The 16,674-nt window shown below is 64.8% G+C and carries 18 protein-coding genes; 8 read left to right on the forward strand and 10 right to left on the reverse strand.

Annotated features, from left to right (window positions below; genetic code table 11):
• Nucleotides 1-75: 75 nt before the first annotated feature.
• The 9 genes from AC3RCG_RS07390 to AC3RCG_RS07430 all read right to left on the reverse strand — a co-directional run bounded on the left by AC3RCG_RS07390 (nucleotide 76) and on the right by AC3RCG_RS07430 (nucleotide 9,366).
• On the reverse strand, nucleotides 76-1,209 hold the full coding sequence (locus AC3RCG_RS07390; RefSeq protein ID WP_492405161.1) for an ABC transporter ATP-binding protein: 1,134 nt from the start codon (nucleotides 1,207-1,209) through the stop codon (nucleotides 76-78).
• A gap of 14 nt (nucleotides 1,210-1,223) precedes the next feature.
• Entirely contained in the window at nucleotides 1,224-2,546 is a 1,323-nt protein-coding gene (locus tag AC3RCG_RS07395) for an MFS transporter (RefSeq protein ID WP_492405159.1), read from the reverse strand.
• A gap of 26 nt (nucleotides 2,547-2,572) precedes the next feature.
• Nucleotides 2,573-3,409: a carbohydrate ABC transporter permease gene (locus tag AC3RCG_RS07400; RefSeq protein ID WP_492405157.1), complete on the reverse strand. Its 837-nt coding sequence runs from the start codon at nucleotides 3,407-3,409 to the stop codon at nucleotides 2,573-2,575.
• Between the two features lie 13 nt (nucleotides 3,410-3,422).
• Nucleotides 3,423-4,292, reverse strand: coding sequence for a carbohydrate ABC transporter permease (locus AC3RCG_RS07405; RefSeq protein ID WP_070292156.1), 870 nt, complete (start codon nucleotides 4,290-4,292; stop codon nucleotides 3,423-3,425).
• A 7-nt stretch (nucleotides 4,293-4,299) separates the two neighbouring features.
• Entirely contained in the window at nucleotides 4,300-5,556 is a 1,257-nt protein-coding gene (locus AC3RCG_RS07410; RefSeq protein WP_070292154.1) for an ABC transporter substrate-binding protein, read from the reverse strand.
• An 88-nt stretch (nucleotides 5,557-5,644) separates the two neighbouring features.
• Entirely contained in the window at nucleotides 5,645-6,658 is a 1,014-nt protein-coding gene (locus tag AC3RCG_RS07415) for an SIS domain-containing protein (protein WP_070221837.1), read from the reverse strand.
• Nucleotides 6,648-7,760, reverse strand: a complete 1,113-nt coding sequence (gene nagA, locus AC3RCG_RS07420) for an N-acetylglucosamine-6-phosphate deacetylase (protein ID WP_070221836.1) — start codon at nucleotides 7,758-7,760, stop codon at nucleotides 6,648-6,650. Before nagA ends, AC3RCG_RS07415 begins: the two co-directional genes overlap by 11 nt.
• Nucleotides 7,757-8,491: a GntR family transcriptional regulator gene (locus AC3RCG_RS07425; protein ID WP_070221876.1), complete on the reverse strand. Its 735-nt coding sequence runs from the start codon at nucleotides 8,489-8,491 to the stop codon at nucleotides 7,757-7,759. The genes nagA and AC3RCG_RS07425 overlap by 4 nt, the downstream gene beginning before the upstream one ends.
• 2 nt (nucleotides 8,492-8,493) lie before the next feature.
• A complete protein-coding gene (locus AC3RCG_RS07430; RefSeq protein WP_070292152.1) occupies nucleotides 8,494-9,366 on the reverse strand; it encodes a glucosamine kinase nucleotide-binding domain-containing protein in 873 nt (290 codons plus the stop codon).
• 348 nt (nucleotides 9,367-9,714) lie between these two features.
• Between AC3RCG_RS07430 and AC3RCG_RS07435 the strand changes: the two genes are divergently transcribed.
• Complete coding sequence (locus AC3RCG_RS07435; protein WP_034759823.1) at nucleotides 9,715-10,002, forward strand: hypothetical protein; 288 nt, start codon at nucleotides 9,715-9,717, stop codon at nucleotides 10,000-10,002.
• Between the two features lie 51 nt (nucleotides 10,003-10,053).
• Here the strand turns inward: AC3RCG_RS07435 and AC3RCG_RS07440 are convergent, their stop codons facing one another.
• Nucleotides 10,054-10,332: a hypothetical protein gene (locus tag AC3RCG_RS07440; RefSeq protein WP_139143662.1), complete on the reverse strand. Its 279-nt coding sequence runs from the start codon at nucleotides 10,330-10,332 to the stop codon at nucleotides 10,054-10,056.
• A 417-nt stretch (nucleotides 10,333-10,749) separates the two neighbouring features.
• Between AC3RCG_RS07440 and AC3RCG_RS07445 the strand changes: the two genes are divergently transcribed.
• The 7 genes from AC3RCG_RS07445 (at nucleotide 10,750) to AC3RCG_RS07475 (ending at nucleotide 16,673) form a co-directional block, all read left to right on the forward strand.
• Complete coding sequence (locus AC3RCG_RS07445; RefSeq protein ID WP_492403765.1) at nucleotides 10,750-11,274, forward strand: hypothetical protein; 525 nt, start codon at nucleotides 10,750-10,752, stop codon at nucleotides 11,272-11,274.
• A 51-nt stretch (nucleotides 11,275-11,325) separates the two neighbouring features.
• Complete coding sequence (locus tag AC3RCG_RS07450) at nucleotides 11,326-12,957, forward strand: ExeA family protein (protein ID WP_492403763.1); 1,632 nt, start codon at nucleotides 11,326-11,328, stop codon at nucleotides 12,955-12,957.
• 1 nt (nucleotide 12,958) lies between these two features.
• Nucleotides 12,959-13,663, forward strand: coding sequence for a general secretion pathway protein GspB (locus AC3RCG_RS07455; protein ID WP_492403762.1), 705 nt, complete (start codon nucleotides 12,959-12,961; stop codon nucleotides 13,661-13,663).
• 100 nt (nucleotides 13,664-13,763) lie between these two features.
• A complete protein-coding gene (locus AC3RCG_RS07460) occupies nucleotides 13,764-15,260 on the forward strand; it encodes an alkaline phosphatase family protein (RefSeq protein ID WP_492403760.1) in 1,497 nt (498 codons plus the stop codon).
• Nucleotides 15,261-15,354: 94 nt separating this feature from the next.
• A complete protein-coding gene (gene mobB / locus AC3RCG_RS07465; RefSeq protein WP_070292141.1) occupies nucleotides 15,355-15,879 on the forward strand; it encodes a molybdopterin-guanine dinucleotide biosynthesis protein B in 525 nt (174 codons plus the stop codon).
• 57 nt (nucleotides 15,880-15,936) lie between these two features.
• The gene (locus tag AC3RCG_RS07470) at nucleotides 15,937-16,137 is read left to right on the forward strand and encodes a YjfB family protein (RefSeq protein WP_034781856.1); all 201 of its coding nucleotides are present in this window, start codon (nucleotides 15,937-15,939) and stop codon (nucleotides 16,135-16,137) included.
• A 233-nt stretch (nucleotides 16,138-16,370) separates the two neighbouring features.
• The gene (locus tag AC3RCG_RS07475; RefSeq protein ID WP_070221828.1) at nucleotides 16,371-16,673 is read left to right on the forward strand and encodes a BufA1 family periplasmic bufferin-type metallophore; all 303 of its coding nucleotides are present in this window, start codon (nucleotides 16,371-16,373) and stop codon (nucleotides 16,671-16,673) included.
• The last annotated feature ends 1 nt before the right edge of the window (nucleotide 16,674 follow it).

Raw genomic sequence — 16,674 nt, forward strand, 5'->3', positions numbered from 1 at the left:
ATCTAAAAAAACACGTATTCTGCCATCCTGACCGCACAAGTCAAAGGGCGGCAGCATGGTAAACAACGGCTATTGTCACATAAACGGCTGGGCTGGAGCGCCAAACGTGCGCGCCAGGGCTTGCCCTTTGGCATCGAACAGCAGGCAGCGCTGCGGCGGCAGATGCAGGCGCATGGCGTCGCCCGCCTGGCGCAAGCCTTCCTCGGCCGGCAGCTTGACGGCCAGCATCTCGGTCACGCCCCGCATGCTGGCGTAAACGATGGCCACGTCGCCCAGGTATTCGACATGGCTGACGGTGGCGTCGACGACGTTGTTGTTCGCCGTCGCCCCGTCCTGCAGGCTGACATGCTCGGCCCGCACGCCCAGGGTCAGCTGGTTGCCCGGCGCCACAGCGTCACCTTGCGCCTCGATGTCGATCATGGCGCCGCCAGGCAGGCGCACGGCCACCGAGCCGGGGCCGCAGGCGACGGCCTCGCAGGCGATGAAGTTCATCTTCGGCGCGCCGAGGAAGCCGGCGACGAACAGGTTGCCGGGATTGTTATACAACTCGTGCGGACTGCCCACCTGCTCGATGCGCCCGCCGTTGAAGACGACGATGCGCTCGCCCAGGGTCATGGCTTCGACCTGGTCGTGCGTGACGTAGATCATGGTCGTCTTCAATTCCTGGTGCAGGCGCGAAATTTCCACGCGCATCTGCACGCGCAGCGAGGCATCGAGGTTCGACAGCGGTTCGTCGAACAGGAAGACCTTGGGCTTGCGCACGATGGCGCGGCCGATGGCCACGCGCTGGCGCTGGCCGCCCGACAGGTCCTTCGGCTTGCGTTTCAACAGTGGCGTGATCTGCAGGATGTCGGCCGCGCGCTCGACGGCGGCGCGCACCTCGGCCTTTTTATGTCCGGCCAGGGAGAGGGCGAAGGCCATGTTCTCGTACACCGTCATGTGCGGATACAGGGCGTAGCTCTGGAACACCATGGCCAGGCCCCGCTCGGCCGGCGCGATATCGTTGGCCAGCTGGCCGCCGATATGCAGCTCGCCGTCCGTGATGTCTTCCAGCCCGGCGATCATGCGCAGCAGGGTCGATTTGCCGCAGCCGGACGGCCCCACGAAGACGACGAATTCGCCGTCGCGGATATCGAGGTCGATGCCGTGGATGACGGGGTGCTTGTCGTCGTACAGCTTGACGATATTCTTTAAAGCGATGTGTGCCATGGGTTGTGCGATTCCTAGCTGGCGCTGGCCGGCGCGGACGTGGCGCCGGCGTCAGACGGGTCGGAGGTATCCTTCGGGCCGATGCGCATGAAGCGCGACAGGATCAATACGGGCACGGCCGACACCAGCACCCACAGGAAAAAGGTCTTGTAGCCGAGCGCCGTCTGGATGTCGCCGCTGATCATCTTGAACAGCACGAAGCCCAGCTGCATCACGCCGGTGGCGAACGCATAGTGGGCCGTCTGGTACTTGCCGACAGAAACCACCTGCATCATGAACAGGATCAGGCCGACGAAGCCGAAGCCATAGCCGAACATTTCCACGCTGAGCGCGGCCGTGATCAGGGTCAGGTCGGTCGGCATGCTGTGGCTCAGGTAGTAGAACACCAGGTTCGGCAAGTTCATGGCCAGGATCAGGAAGAACATGGCGCGCTTGAGGCCCAGCCACGACGTGAAGTAGCCGCCGCCTATGCTGCCCAGCAAAAAGGCCACGGTGCCGGCCGTGCCGTACACGGCGCCCACTTCCGTCGTCGACAGGCCCAGGCCGCCCAGCTCGCGCGCTTCACGCAGGAACAGCGGGCCGATGGTCTGCACTTGCGCCTCGCCCGCGCGGAACAGGATGATGAAGGCGATCATGCCCCAGATGCCGGGCTTTTTCAGGAAGTCCACCAGCACGTCCCACAAGGTGCGGCTGATGCCGGCCACGCTCTTGTCGGCCACGGCCGCGTTGCGCACCTGCGGCAGCGCCCACAGGTGATAGGCTGCCAGCGACAGCATCATGGCGCCGATGATCAGGAAGATGACCGACCATGCCGGCTGGATGCCGATTTTTTTCTCCAGGTAGCCGGCCAGGATAACCAGGCCGCCCAGCGAGATGAATTTGCCCGCGTTGAAGAAGGCGCCTTGCCAGCCCGCGTAGGCCGCCTGCTGCTTGTCCGACAGGCTGGCGATATACAGGCCGTCGCAGACGATGTCGTGCGTGGACGAGGCCAGCGCTGCGACGAACAGCACGGCGATGCAGGCGGCAAACCACATCGGCGTCTGCAGCGCCAGCGCGATCAGGCCCAGGCTCAGGCCGCCGAGGAACTGGAACAGCACCACCATGGTCTTCTTGCTCGACGCCAGTTCCAGGAAGGGGCTCCACAGCGACTTGAAGACCCAGGCAAAGCCGATCAGGCCAGTCCAGCGGGCGATCTGGTCGTTCGGCACGCCCATGCTCTTGAACATCAGGCCGGCCACCAGGGCCACGGCGTAGAACGGCAAGCCCTGGGCGAAGTACAAGGTCGGCACCCAGGAAATCGGGCTGCGTTTGCCAATGTTGGTGCGCTTGTCGTGCATGGAGGCTTCCTTATCGAGAGATGTTTTCATTTGACTGCGCCGTCCATGCCGCGCATGAAGAAGCGTTGGGTAAACAGGAAGGCGAGCAGGGTCGGCACGATGGTGATCAAGGTGCCGGCCGCGATCACGCGCGTGCTGCTGCCGAAGGTGCCGCGCAAGTACAGCACGCCCACCGACAGCGGGAATTCATCGGGCTTGCTCATGACGATGGAAGGCCAGATGTACTCGTTCCACGATTCGACGGCCGTCAGGATGCCGACGGTGGCCAGCCATGGCGTAATCAGCGGCAGCATGATGCGGCTGAAGATGACCCACTCGGACGCGCCATCGACCCTCGCCGCGTCGATCAGGTCTTGCGGCACTTCCTCGAACGCCTGCTTGAGCAGCAAGATGGCCACGGCCGTCACCACGTTGGGCAGGATCACGCCCGTGTAGGTGTCGACCAGGCTCATTTGCGTGATGGTGATGAAGTTGACGAGGAAGTTCACCTCGGACGGCAGCACCAGGGTGGCCAGGATCAGGCCGAACACGAGTTTGCGGCCACGGAATTTCAGGCGCGCCAGCGGATACGCGGCCAGGGAACACAGCAGCAGTTTCCAGAACACGGTGAACACGGCGATCAGCACGGAGTTCTTGAAGAACGACCAGATGGGAATCGCGTTGAACACTTCGATGAAGTTCTCGAACGACGGCGCCTGCGGCCAGAAGGTGGGCGGGAAGGCGAAGATATTGCCCTCCGTGGAAATGGCCGTCACCAGGGTCCACCAGAACGGGAAGACGCAGACGACGGCGATCGCGCACAGCACGGCATAGTGGCCCAGTATGTGCAGGCGCTTTTTCAGGGGGCGGGAACGGGTTGTCATGGTCATTGCCCTGTCAGCGGTGCTTCGGTTTCAGATAGCGCAGGCACAGCAGGGCGATGGCGATGCAAAACAGCGAGACGACGAAGCTGGCCGCCAGCGCGCGCGGCAGTTTCAAGTGCTTCAAGCCCTGGTCATACGCGTAATACAGCGCCGTGAAAGTGGAATTCATCGGGCCGCCCTGGGTCAGCACGTCGACTTCCTGGTACGCCTTCAAGGCCGCCAGCACGGACAGGATGGAGCACAGCATGATGGTCGGGCGCAGCATCGGCACCGTGATCTTCCAGAAGCGCTGCCAGCGGTTGGCGCCGTCGAGCATGGCCGCTTCCTGCATGTCCGATGGTATCGATTGCAGGGCCGCCAGGTACATCACCATGTACCAGCCCAGGCCGCGCCACAGGGTGACGAACATCACGGCGAACAGGGCCAGACTGTCGTTCGACAGCCAGCCCACGGGCGCGTTCACCAGTTTTAACGTCATCATCACGTAATTGAGCGCGCCCTGTTCGTGGAACATGAAGCCCCACATGATGCCGACCACGGACACGGTCGTCACCACGGGCACGTAGAAGGCGGCGCGGAATAAACGGATGCCGGGCAGGCGGTTGTTCACCAGCACGGCCAGCGTGATGGCGCCCACCTGCACGAAGGGCACCATCAGCAAAAACATCAGCGAATTCTTCAGGCCCGAGACGAACATCTCGTTGTTGAAGATGTAGCGGAAGTTGTCGAGGCCGACGAAGCGCGTCTCGCGTATCAGGCTGTAGTCGGTGAAGGCCAGCACGGAGCCGTAGCCGACGGGCCAGAAGGAAAAGGCGGCCAGCAGCAGCAGGGCCGGGGCGAGGAACAGCCAGGCTTGCACGGTATGGCGGTGGGCGAGTTTCATGGTGTCCTTAGTGGCGCGGCAGGGTGGCCAGCTTGCGGTTCCAGATGGCGACGGCCTGGTCCAGCGCCTGCTTCACGTCCTGCTTGCCCGTCACGCCCGCCTCGACGGCCTTCACCAGCGAGCGGCGCAGTTCGTCGTAGTCGTCGATGCCGGCCACGTACAGCGTGCGCGAGTGGCCCATCGACAGGGCGCCGGCGGCCACGGCCTTTTCGGCCGCGCCCGCATTTTTCGGCGTGGACAGAAAAAACGGGTCGGCCGCCGCCTTGACGGTGGTGGGGAAGACGCTGGCCTGGCGCGCGAAGGCCAGCTGGTTTTCGTCGTTCGTCAGGAAGCGCGCGAACTTGCCCACCGAGGGCAGCTGGCGCGCCGGCACGCCTTTCGGGATGGCGAAGTGCACGAGCCAGCCGCCATCGGCGATGCCGGTGGGGCCCAGCGGCGCAGGCGCCACGTCGGTGATGGCGTAGATGTCTTTCGCGTCGCCGCGGATGCGCTGCATGGCCGTGGGCGGCGCCAGCAGCATGCCCAGGCGGCCGCCCTTGTAGGCGTCGATCACGGCGGGGAAATTGTCTTCGGCGAACAGGCTTTCCTTCAGCAGGCCGCCGACCTTGTAGGTGTCGGCCAGTTTCTGCACCAGCGTCACATGCTGCGGCGAATTGAAGACGGCGCGGTTGTCGGTGATGACGGCCAGGCCCTGCTGCATGAACAGGCCGTCGATCTTCGAGAGGGCGGGGGCGATGCCGGCCTTGCCCGTGCGTTGCGCGATCTGGCGCGCGAACGCCAGTTGTTCATCGAGGCTGGCGGGGCCGCGCGTGAGCCCGGCCTGCTTGAAAATGGCGGTATTGAAGGCGATCACCGCGACATTGCTGTACATGGGAAAACCGTAGGTGCGGCCCTTGAAGCGCAAGTCGTCCAGGGCGCTGGGAATGTAGCTGGCGCGCGCAGGCGCGATCAGGCCATCGACTTGTGTGAGCAAGCCGTCGCGCGCAAATTCGTCGGCCCAGGGCACGTTCAGGCTGACCAGGGCGGGCGGCGTGCCGGCCACGATGCGCGTGACCAGCTTGGTCTGGATGACGTCCCACGGGAAGTCGATCCATTCGATTTTGACACCGGGATTCTGCGCCTCATAGCGCGCCACCACCGCATTGAAATACGGCGTGAACTTGGGCTTCATGCTGAAGGTCCAGAATTCGATTTTCTCGGCAGCCCATGCCTGCGGCGCGAGCAGGCCCGCGCAGGCAAACACTGCCAACAGTCTCTTGATCATTATTATTATCCCTGCCAGTGGCCCCGAAAGTGCCGGGGTCGGACCCTCAGGGTCCGACCCCAGTCTTCGCTTTCGGGTTGGGTATTGCTTAGTTTGTTTTTGTTACTTTGCTCAAGTGACGCGGCGCATCCGGGTCCATGCCGCGCGCGGCCGACAGTTTTGCCGCCATCACGTAGAAGGACTGGATGGCGACGATCGGGTCGAGATCGGGCGTGGCCGCCACGGGCAGGGTCAGGTCGCGCTCGGCCACGTCGGCGGGGGCCGCCAGCAGGACCTTGGCGCCGCGGCCGCGCATTTCCGTGGCCAGCTGCAGCAGGCCGGCCTGGGTCGGGCCGCGGGTGGCGAAAATAAGCAGCGGGTAGCCGTCTTCGATCAGGGCCATCGGGCCGTGCTTGATTTCGGCGCCGCTGAAGGCTTCGGCCTGCAGGGCCGAGGTTTCCTTGAATTTCAGGGCCGACTCCAGCGCCACGGGGAAGCTGATGCCGCGTCCGACGACCATGATGTTGCGGGCCGGCGCCAGCACGTCGATGGCGGGCGACCAGTCGACGCGGGTCGCTTCGAGCAGCGCTTCGGGCAGCGCTTCCAGCCCTCCCAGCAGCTCGGGATCGTTCTGCCACTGGGCCACCATGCGCGCACCGGCGACCAGGCTGGTGATGAAGCTCTTGGTGGCGGCGACGCTTTGCTCCTTGCCGGCGCGCAGGGGCATGGCCCACTCGGCGGCGTGCGCCAGCGGCGAATCGATGTCGTTGACGAGGGCCACGGTGGTGGCGCCGCCGTCGCGGAAGTAGCGGATCGGTTCGACCACGTCCGGGCTCTGGCCCGATTGCGAGATCGAGATGGCCAGGGTATCGCGCGTCACCAGCGGCGATTTGTTCAGGGTCACGAGCGACATCGGCAGGGATGCCACGACGCGGCCCAGGCGCGCCATGATCAGGTAGGCGACGTAATTGCAGGCGTGGTCGGAGCTGCCGCGCGCGATGGTCAGCGCGGTCGAGAACGAGGTGCTCCTCAATTTGCGGCCCAGTTCCGCGTAGCGTTCCGTGTCGCTGGCCAGTTGCAGGGCGACGCATTCGGCGGCGGAAACGGCTTCTTTAAGCATCATTGAGGTCACAGATTTCTCCTTCTATATACACAGCTTTGAGTTTGAGATCGCGATCGAGTACCACCAGATCGGCGTAAGTGCCGGGGGCCAGCCGGCCGCGTTCTTCCAGGCCCAGGTAATCGGCGGCGTTGGTCGACACGCGCTTGGACGCGTCGGCCAGGTCCAGTCCCAGTCCCACCAGGTTGCGCAGCGCCTGGTCCAGGGTCAGGGTGCTGCCCGCCAGCGTGCCGTCGGGCAGGCGCACGCCGCCCATGCATTTCTGCACGGCGTGGCGGCCCAGCATGTATTCGCCGTCCGGCATGCCGGTGGCGGCGGTCGAATCGGTGACGCAGTACAGGCGCGGGATGGCGCGCAGGGCCACCTTGATGGCGCCCGGATGCACGTGCAGCAGGTCGGGAATCAGCTCCGCGTATTCGGCGTGCGCCAGGGCGGCGCCGACCATGCCCGGCTCGCGGTGATGCAGGCCGCTCATGGCGTTGAACAGGTGCGTAAAACCCATGGCGCCGTGTTCCAGCGCGGCCACGCCGTCTTCATAGGAGCCCAGCGTGTGGCCGATCTGCACGCGCACGCCGGCGTCGGCCAGGGCGCGCACCAGCTCCAGGTGGCCGGCGATTTCCGGCGCCACGGTGATGACGCGCAGCTTGGCCAGGGTTTGCAGGCGCTCGATTTCCGCCAGCGTGGCGGCGCGCGCGTAGTTCGGCTGCGCCCCGAGCTTGCCGGAATTGATGTACGGGCCTTCCAGGTGGGCGCCCAGCACGCGCGCCGTGTTCGGGCGGCGGTGCCTGGCGGCGATGCCGATGGCCGTCAAGGCCATGTCGATGTCTTCCGGCGGCGCCGTCATGGTGGTCGCCAGCAGGCTGGTGGTGCCGTGGCGCGCATGGATGGCCGCGATGGTGTAGACGGCTTCGCCGCCTTCCATGATGTCCTTGCCGGCGCCGCCGTGCACGTGCAGGTCGATGAAGCCGGGCAGAATATAGTCGTCGCTGTTGCCCGACGGGTGGACGGAATCGCCGGTGATGCTGTCGACTTTTTCGCCGAAGGCGATGGCGCCGTGGATCCAGCCGCCGGGGGTAAGGATATTGCCTTTGATAGTGCTGCTCATCTGCGCGACTCCGCTACGAATTCATAATAATCACTGCGGCAATACGAGTGGGTCAGTTCCACCGCTGCGCCGTTGTCGAGATAACTGACACGGGTGATGTGCAGCATGGCTTCACCCGTCTTGATATTGGCCAGCTTGGCCTGTTCCGCCGTGGCGTTGACGGCGCGGATATGCTGCAGCGCGCGCATCGGGATGGTGCCGCGCGACTCCAGGTAGCCGTACAGCGAATCGGTCACCTGCTGCGGGTCCGGCATGTACAGCGCGGGGATGGTGGTCGTCTCGATCGCCATCACCACTTCGTCGGCCGTGCGCAGGCGGCGCAGGCGCGCCACCGGCATGTGCGGCGACAGTCCCAGCGACAGCAGTTCCAGCGGCGCGGCCGAGCCGATGTCGCGCTGCAGCCAGCGCGAGCCGGCCGTGAAGCCCCGCTGGCGCAATTCTTCCGAAAAGCTCGTCAGGCGCGACAGCGGCTGTTCCAGCTTGGGCGTGATGTAGGTGCCCGAACCGCGCTTGCGCGTCAGCATGCCCCGGTCGCACAGCATGTCGATGGCCTTGCGCGCCGTCACGCGCGAAATTTCGAGGAGCTCCGACAGTACGCGCTCGGAAGGCAAGGCCTGGTTGGCGCGCCAGTCGCCGCTGGCGATGCCGTCCGACAGCATGTTCGCCAGCTGCATATAGAGCGGCGTGTCGCTGGCGGGATTCGGTTTGAAGGCGGACAGTTTGGCCAGCATGGTCATTGCTCCTGCAAGTGCTTGCGTATCAGGCGCAGACCGCCTGCGGCCGAGTCGCCCTGTGCCGGCACGACCAGTTGCAACAGTTCCGCCGGCAGGTAGCTCGACAAGGGCGCCGCCAGGCCGCCGCACAGTGCCACGGGCAAGGCGCCGGCCGGATCGAGCGCCCTGGCGATGAGGGCGATCTGCTGGCCCGCGTCGGTCAGGATGCTGCGCGCCACGGCATTGCTGGCCGCGTGTTCGAGCACCAGGCGCGCCAGTTGCGCGAAATTGGTCTGGCTGGCGGCGGCCAGCCACACTTGCATGGCGTCGCGCTGGCCGCCGCAGGCGTCGATGACGGCCGTGGCGAAGGCGCTGCCGGGCACGCGGCCGTCGACCACTTGCTGCGCATGGTTGATGGCGCGCATGCCGATCCAGGCGCCGCCCGCCTCGTCGCCGGAAGGAAAGCCCCAGCCGCCCACTTCATGGCGGCTGCCGTCCGCGTGCAGCACTTCGCCCACGCTGCCGGTGCCGATGGCAACGATGGCGCCCGGCTGGCCCGCATGCGCGCCCAGCAGTGTGGTCAGGGCATCCGATTCGAGTGCGACTGCGGCATAGCCGGGATTGTGTTCGACGAAGCTGGCGGCCCACTGCTTGTTGTGCACGCCGGCCAGGCCCAGGCCGATGGCCATGCGCTGCAAGGAGGGTTGTTCCAGGCCGGCCGTGCGGAAGGCCAGGGTGACGGCATGCGCCACGGAGGTCCACGCCCGTTCGATGCCCAGTCCCAGGCCGGATGGGCCGCTTTGACCCTGTGCCAGTTCCTGGCCGTCGAGGCGCGCCAGGCGTACGCGGGTACCGCTTCCCCCGCCGTCGACGCCGATTATGTATTCGATCATGTTGTGCAGTCCCGCATTTGGTTGAGTGCGCCTGTCTCGGTTCTTTTATTTGTCGGGCGGCGAAAAAGCTGAAGGCACTATATTGTCGCCCCGATGGCTTGTCAACAGGTATTTAAGTGGTATTAACAAATGCGTTGCGCGATGACGCGCCATGCCCGAGGGTGTGATTGCAAGCGATTGTTAATAAAGGAGTTTTTGTGTTTCGTGAATGGTATTGAAATTGGCCTTGTTTAATGCCAATTTTTTCCAACTGGTCTGTTGTTGGCGATGCGGTATTGCTTGCATGCATGCTTGGCAAGGGGCGCCATGAAGAGTAAAGTCCGGCTTTTACACCTGAGTTGGAAGAGCATGATGAACGACAAGGCAGCAAAGAGCGAGTACTGGGACGACTGGCAGCAAGAGGCGCTGGCCGCCGGTGTGTCGGCGCCGCTGGCCGCGCTGGGCATGGAAATGATGCGCACGCACCGCAAGAACCGCTGGCCGAAGGATTTCCTGGGCCGCGAAAGCGATGGCCCGGTCATGATCGAAATGTGCCTGGAAGATGAGGCGGAAACGGAATTGTTCTTTATCGAGAACCTGTATCCCTACGATGCGGCGCTGATCGAAAAGACGCGCCGCCGTCTGTGCCTGCACTGATCGTGCGCTGACGTGTGACTGGAACGGCCGCCTTGCGCGGCCGTTTTCACGTCAGTTACTGAATTTTTCGCTGCTGGTGGTGGCTCTGGCGCGCATGCGCAGGCTCAGCAGCACGATGGTAACCAGCAGCAGCGAATGTGTGCCCGGTTCATGCGAAGCGGGGGCGTGCAGGCTGGCGTCTTGCGACTGGAAACTGGCCAGGCGCGTGGCCAGGGTGGCGGGTGCCGCCTGGTAGCTGGCCTTCTGAACCGGCGCCGTGCCCGCCGCATGCGTGCTTCCAGCGGTCCAGAGCGACAGGGCCGCGCCCAGCAAGATCATTGTTCTCATCATATTCTTTATTTCCGCCGAGGGCTGTCAATCGATTACACATGGTCCCGCCGTATGCCGGCCCATGTCCTGTCCCCAGTTTGTATGCTTTCCGGCGTTGCTTATAGTGCACCGAAATGATAGCTATTTATAAATTTCGTGTATTAAAACATAATAAAACAAAAATGCAAACGTCTTTTTGCAAATAAGTGCATGCGCTGCCTGTGCTTGCCGGGTGCGGTCTGTCTGTTGCATAGGGGAAATGACGTGGCATTTTTATGGGGGAGTGTCATAATGGCCCAGGCATTTCCGCCCAGGCATGGAGTAGATGATGAGCAAGGCACAGGACAGCAAGAAAGAAGCCAAGAAAGAACCGGCCAAGACCATGAAGGAAAAGAAGGAAGCCAAGAAGGTCAAGAAAGAAGAGCGCAAGCGCTGATCATGTGCGTGCGCCGTTCATTGACGCGCCCCTGGCGTGCGCCGGCCCTGCTGGCGGCGTTCGCCCTGCTGGCCGTTGGCCTGCCCGTGTCCGGCGTGCTGGCGCAGCAAAAGCCGGCGCCGTCCACGTTCGGGCAGGTGGTGGGCAATGCCGTGCTGTGCATCGACCAGATCGACAACAAGGCTTTTTATGCGTATTTGCTGACGGCCTTCGGCCCCGCCTACAAGCATGAAGGGGGCGCCTACTGGTTCCGCACGGACGCCACCTTGTGGGGCGCGCCGATTACCGACGTGATCGTCAGCGACGACACCAGTCCCCTCGTCTTCATGGGCGTGGTGGCGGACGCGACGCCGGAAAAGCTGGAGCCGGCCATCCGCGGCGCCTCGGGCCTGCGCTTCAATAAACTCGACAATTCTGCCTTTCCTGTTCGTGGTTCAATGCCTGGCAGTAAAATCGTCTACTTCCGTAGCAAGGCGAAAGTCTATTGCGCCAAATACAAGCCGTTGCCGCCCGCCCGCACCCGCTGAGGGTCTCGGCTTGCCGCCGCGCATTTTGATCGTTTCATCCGCAGGGTCTCCATGTACACGCATTATTTCCAGCTCAAGCAATCGCCGTTTTCGATCGCGCCCGATCCGCGCTACCTGTTCATGAGCGAACGCCACCGCGAAGCGCTGGCGCATTTGCTGTATGGCGTGGGCAGCGGCGGCGGCTTCGTGCTGCTGACGGGCGAAATCGGCGCCGGCAAGACCACCGTGTGCCGCTGCTTCATGGAGCAGATTCCGGAAAACTGCCAGCTCGCGTATATCTTCAATCCGAAACTGTCCGTCGAGGAATTGCTGCTGTCGATCTGCGAGGAATTCCGCATCGCCGTGGCGCCCGGCGTGGCCAGCGTGAAAGGCTATGTCGACGCCATCAATGCGCACCTGCTGGCCAGCCATGCGCAGGGCAAGAACAATGTGCTGATCATCGATGAAGCGCAAAACCTGTCCGCCGCCGTGCTGGAGCAGTTGCGTTTGCTGACCAATCTGGAGACGAGCGAGCGCAAGCTGCTGCAGATCATCCTGATCGGCCAGCCGGAATTGCGCGCCATGCTGGCCCGGCCCGAGCTGGAGCAGCTGGCGCAGCGCGTGATCGCCCGTTATCACCTCGGTTCGCTGACGGAGGACGAGACGGCCAGCTATGTCCGCCACCGCCTGGCCGTGGCGGGCAGCACGGCGCAGACGCCGTTCGCGCCCCGTTTGATGGCGCCCATCCATGCCTTGAGCAAGGGGGTGCCGCGCCGTATCAACCTGCTGTGCGACCGCGCGCTGTTGGGCGCTTACGTGGAAAACCAGCCGCAGGTGACGCGCCAGATATTGCGCCGTGCCGCCGAGGAAGTGTTTGCGGAAGAGGGCAAGCCGGCTGCCGGACGGGGCCTGCGCTGGCCGCACGTGGCCGGCGGCGTGCTGGCCGGGGCCGTGGTCACGGCCGCGCTGGCCTGGCATTTCATGCCACGCACGCCTGCCACAGTGGCCGTGGCGAAAGCACCCGTCGCGGTGGCGCCGGCGGTGCCCGCTGCCGCACCTGTTCCCGCGCCCGCGACCGCCAGCGTGCCGGACCGCAACGCCGTGCTGCGCCAGCTGGCCAGCCTGTGGGGCGAGCAGTTGCCGGCCGGCGACGCCTGCCAGGCGGGCGCCCGCGCCGGCCTGCGCTGCCTGCACAGCCGGGGCGGCATCGCCGAGCTGCGCGTGCTGGACCGTCCCGCCATGCTGGCCTTGCGCGATGCGGGTGGCACGGAACAGCTGGCGCTGTTGACGCGTCTGCACGATGATACCGCCACCTTGATGCTTGATGGCAAACAGCAAAGCCTGCCGCTGGCTCAGCTGGCGCAGCGCAGCGATGGCAGCTTCACGACCTTCTGGCGCGCTCCGCGCAGCTGGCGCGACGAAGTCCCGCTGGGCGCGCGCGGCGCCGACGTGGATTGGCTGGCGCAGCGGCTGGCGCAACAGCGGGGCTTGCCGGCGCCGGCCGCCAATCTGCCGCTCGATGCCGAGATGCAAAGCCAGCTGCGCGCTTTCCAGCAAAGCCAGAACCTGCGGGCCGATGGCCTGGCGGGCCCGAAAACATATATACGCCTGATGCAGCTGGGTGACAATGCGGAGCCGCGCCTGAGCAGCGCGGCTCCTGCCGTGGCGGCGCCCGCTGCGACGGCGATGGTGGCGGGGAAATAAGATGTCCTACATACTTGAAGCACTGAAAAAATCGCAGGCCGAGCGCCAACTGGGCGAATTGCCCTCGATCCACGCACCGCAAGTGCAGCTGCACGATGCGGCCGCGTCCGGCGCTGGGCGGCGCGCGCCCGTCTGGCTGGCGCTGGGCGGCGTGACGGTGGCCGTGGCCGCCGCCCTGCTGTTCTGGCAGCCCTGGCAGGCAGGCACGGCTGCACCTGCGGCCGCTCCTGCGGTGCTGGCCCAGGCTGTGCCCGCGCCGCTGCCGGCAATCGTCCCGCCGGCAGTCCCTGTACCTGTCCCTGTACCTGTATCCGCGCCGGCCCCCGTCACGCAAGTCACGCCCGTGCCGCCAGCGGCCACGGCCGCACCCGTGCACCATGCCAGGCCTGTGGCGGAACCGAAGCAGGAAACGCCAGGCCAGGCGCTTCCCGTCGTCCCGGCTCCGGCTCCGGCCGTGCCCCCGCCCGCAGCCGAAGATGCAGTGCCCGGCATGCGCGACCTGCCCGAGCCGATACAGCGGCAAATCCCGCCGATTGCCATCGGCGGCTATATCTATTCGAAGAATCCGGCGGACCGCCTGTTGCTGATCGACAAGGTCCTGCGCCATGAAGGCGAGGAGCTGGCGCCCGGCCTGGTACTGGAAAAATTGCAGCCGAAAGCGGCCATCTTCAGTTTCAAGGGTTACCGCTACCGCGTGCCGTATTGAGTTGTTGTGCATCAAGGCCGGGCCCCCATAGCTGAACCATACTGGTTTGGCCTGGTCGAACCAGGGTCGCTGCGACCGTGTGCGCGGCCGGGGAGTTCCGATGATTGCTGCCGCAGCTGGTGAGGGTGCTTTTGATGCGCATGGCCTGGGTAACCTGGCGCGCATCGATCATATCGTCGTGCTGATGATGGAAAACCGTTCCTTTGATCACATGCTTGGCTACCTGAGCCTCGAAGGCGGGCGCGCCGATATCGATGGCTTGCAGGCCAGCCATGCCAACGTGCATGCGGGTGTCCGCTATCCCGTGCACCATTTGCGGCGCACGGCCTTTGGCCCGCAGCAAGACCCGTCGCATACGGGCACGTCGGTGGCGCAGCAATTGCAAAACAATAATGGCGGCTTTGTCGACGACTATGCGCAAACGCATCCGGGCGACCCCGACATCGACCTGGCAATGGGCTATTACAATGGGGCCGACCTGCCCATGTACGATTTCCTGGCACAGCAGTTCTGCGTCTGCGACCGCTGCTACAGCTCCGTTCCTGGCGCCACCTGGCCCAACCGCCTGTATGCGATCAGCGGCAAGGCGGCCGGCAGCCGCGACAGCAAGCGCGTGCCCCTGTACACGAACAAATCCTTCGTGCGCCACCTCGACCGCGCCCAGGTCAGCTGGAAATTTTATTCCGCCTGGAAGCCCTGGAGCCTGGCGCTGACGGACGACCATTACCGTTCGTCCGAGCTGTACGAACCGTTCGGCTCGAGCGCGCGCCGCTATGGCTTCATCGGCGATGCGCTGGCGGGCGCCTTGCCCTCGGTCAGTTGGATCGATCCGCATTTCTTTGAAAACGACGACCACCCGCCGGCCGACATCCGCGCCGGCCAGGCGCTGGTGGCGCAGGTCTACCAGGCCCTGTCGCGCGGCCCCGCCTGGGCGCGCACCTTGCTGATCCTCAGTTATGACGAGCACGGCGGCTTTTTCGACCATGTGCCGCCTGGCCCCGCCGTCGACGACGACCCTGCGTTTCGTCAGTACGGCGTACGCGTGCCCATGCTGCTGGTGTCGCCGCTGATCGCGCCGGGCAGCGTCAGCCACGAGGTATACGATCACACGTCGATCATCAAAACCATCCTGCAGCGTTTTTGCCGCGCCGCCGATGGCAGCTTGCCCCAGATGGGCGCGCGCGTGGCGGCCGCCAGCGGCCTGGGTGCCGTGCTGACCCTGGCGCAAGGCCGCGTGGCGCCCGCCGTGCCCGCCGCTGTCGTGGCGCAGCGCGCCGCCTGGGAGGCCGAAGTGCGGGCGCAGGATTTCGCCCCGCCGCCGCCCGCTGGCCAGTCTGATGGCGAGCTGGCCTCCGCTGCCGCCGTCCCCTTCCAGTCCGATGCCGAGGCGGGCGCGATCGCCGCCCACCGGCAATTGGCGCGCACGGCCAGGAATGCACATGCGCTAAATGGCAAAGCAGCGGGCAAAACAGCGGGCAAAGCTGCGGGTAAAACGGCGGGCGCGGCAGCGCCGAAGTCGTCGGGCCGGCGCCGTCGGCAGGGCGGCAAGCCGGCGCCTCTTGCCGACGGGAATGGGGAAAAACCTGGAGTCGCGTGACTTGGGTGAAGAGCTGGACGATGCGCCGGGTCTGCGCCGGCGGTCGCGCCCGTGGGGCTGCGTATAATCATTCCTTCTCAATCAAGGAGTGACCATGCACGATGCGATGCCCCCACACCCGGTACTCGGTGTGATCGGCCGTTCCGGCAGCGGCAAGACGACCCTGCTGGAATTTGTGGTGAAGGAACTGGCGGCGCGCGGCTTGCGCGTCAACCTGGTCAAGCACAGCCACCATGACCTGGCGCTGGAACCGCCGCAAAAAGACAGCGCCCGCCTGCGCATGGCGGGGGCGGCGGAGGTGCTGGTGGCGTCGCCGTATCGTTTTGCCATCGTGCATGAGCTGCGCGGGGCTCCCGAGCCGAGCCTGGCGCAGCAATTGGCCCGCATGGGGCCGGCAGACCTGACCCTGGTCGAGGGTTTCAAGACGGACCCCATTCCCAAGCTGGAAGTGTTCCGTCCGGAAGTAGGGCAGGCGCCCCTGTATCCGCATGACCCGCATGTGATCGCCGTCGCCTCCGACAGTCCGGCGCCGGCCGACTTGCGCGAGGGCGTGCAATGGCTGGACTTGAATGCCCGCGAGCACGTGCTGGCCTGGTTGCTGCACAGGCTGGAAAAATAAGCTAAAGGTTTGCCGGCGGCATCCGTTAACAAGAGTAGAACCTCATTGGAGAAACGTATGGACGTCGGAAGCATTGCTCAACTGTCAACCACGATGGCGGAGACAGGCACGCGGCAAGCCGTTGGCTTGACTGTCCTGAAAAAAGCCCAGGATATCCAAAGCTCGACCGCCACCGCCTTGCTGGCAGCGTTGCCGCCGGTACAATCGGCGCCAAGTCTGCCGGCTCATCTCGGTAACCGCATCAACACGACAGCCTGAGCGCGGTCCCGCGGCGCCAGTCCGGCGCTCGCCATAGATACGCCCACACCACCGTCATCGACGGTGGCGCGTGGGCGTTTTTGTCTGTCGTTTCGCCATCCTTTTCGCCTTCCTCCCGTCTCCGTTCGCCATGACCCGGCCGATTCAGTAGAATGACGTCCATCACCTCGCGTTGTCCATCGTGCAGCCCGGGGCGTTCCCACTTTACTTTGACCCATGCAAGAGGAATCCCCATGAACAAACGTCAAGCTCTCATCGCCGCCGCCCTCGCGGGCCTCTGTGCCGGTACTTCCGTCAATGCGGCCGCCCACGATGGCCCCGCCCCAGGCGACAAGGAAAAATGCTATGGCGTGGCCAAGGCCGGGCAGAACGATTGCGCTTCGTCCGATGGCGCGCATTCCTGCGCGGGCCAGGCGGAGGCGGACAACCTGCCCACGGAATGGGCGTATGTTGCCAAGGGGACGTGCGAACAGGCGGGCGGTTCCGTCAAGCCCATCAAGGCCGGCAAGACGGCAAAGCCGGCCACGCAGCCGTAAG

This window comes from Janthinobacterium sp. GW823-FHT01H08, from assembly GCF_058797855.1.

Bases quoted from the DNA above. Each gene is read 5' to 3' on its own strand.
- AC3RCG_RS07455 (WP_492403762.1), top strand. From the start codon at position 12,959: ATGTCCTACATACTTGAAGCACTGAAAAAATCGCAGGCCGAGCGCCAA.
- AC3RCG_RS07475 (WP_070221828.1), top strand. From the start codon at position 16,371: ATGAACAAACGTCAAGCTCTCATCGCCGCCGCCCTCGCGGGCCTCTGT.
- AC3RCG_RS07435 (WP_034759823.1), top strand. From the start codon at position 9,715: ATGATGAACGACAAGGCAGCAAAGAGCGAGTACTGGGACGACTGGCAG.
- AC3RCG_RS07430 (WP_070292152.1), bottom strand. From the start codon at position 9,366: ATGATCGAATACATAATCGGCGTCGACGGCGGGGGAAGCGGTACCCGC.
- AC3RCG_RS07415 (WP_070221837.1), bottom strand. From the start codon at position 6,658: ATGATGCTTAAAGAAGCCGTTTCCGCCGCCGAATGCGTCGCCCTGCAA.
- AC3RCG_RS07405 (WP_070292156.1), bottom strand. From the start codon at position 4,292: ATGAAACTCGCCCACCGCCATACCGTGCAAGCCTGGCTGTTCCTCGCC.
- AC3RCG_RS07460 (WP_492403760.1), top strand. From the start codon at position 13,764: ATGATTGCTGCCGCAGCTGGTGAGGGTGCTTTTGATGCGCATGGCCTG.
- AC3RCG_RS07470 (WP_034781856.1), top strand. From the start codon at position 15,937: ATGGACGTCGGAAGCATTGCTCAACTGTCAACCACGATGGCGGAGACA.
- AC3RCG_RS07440 (WP_139143662.1), bottom strand. From the start codon at position 10,332: ATGATGAGAACAATGATCTTGCTGGGCGCGGCCCTGTCGCTCTGGACC.
- AC3RCG_RS07450 (WP_492403763.1), top strand. From the start codon at position 11,326: ATGTACACGCATTATTTCCAGCTCAAGCAATCGCCGTTTTCGATCGCG.
- AC3RCG_RS07425 (WP_070221876.1), bottom strand. From the start codon at position 8,491: ATGCTGGCCAAACTGTCCGCCTTCAAACCGAATCCCGCCAGCGACACG.
- AC3RCG_RS07445 (WP_492403765.1), top strand. From the start codon at position 10,750: ATGTGCGTGCGCCGTTCATTGACGCGCCCCTGGCGTGCGCCGGCCCTG.
- mobB (WP_070292141.1), top strand. From the start codon at position 15,355: ATGCACGATGCGATGCCCCCACACCCGGTACTCGGTGTGATCGGCCGT.
- AC3RCG_RS07390 (WP_492405161.1), bottom strand. From the start codon at position 1,209: ATGGCACACATCGCTTTAAAGAATATCGTCAAGCTGTACGACGACAAG.
- AC3RCG_RS07410 (WP_070292154.1), bottom strand. From the start codon at position 5,556: ATGATCAAGAGACTGTTGGCAGTGTTTGCCTGCGCGGGCCTGCTCGCG.
- AC3RCG_RS07400 (WP_492405157.1), bottom strand. From the start codon at position 3,409: ATGACAACCCGTTCCCGCCCCCTGAAAAAGCGCCTGCACATACTGGGC.
- nagA (WP_070221836.1), bottom strand. From the start codon at position 7,760: ATGAGCAGCACTATCAAAGGCAATATCCTTACCCCCGGCGGCTGGATC.
- AC3RCG_RS07395 (WP_492405159.1), bottom strand. From the start codon at position 2,546: ATGCACGACAAGCGCACCAACATTGGCAAACGCAGCCCGATTTCCTGG.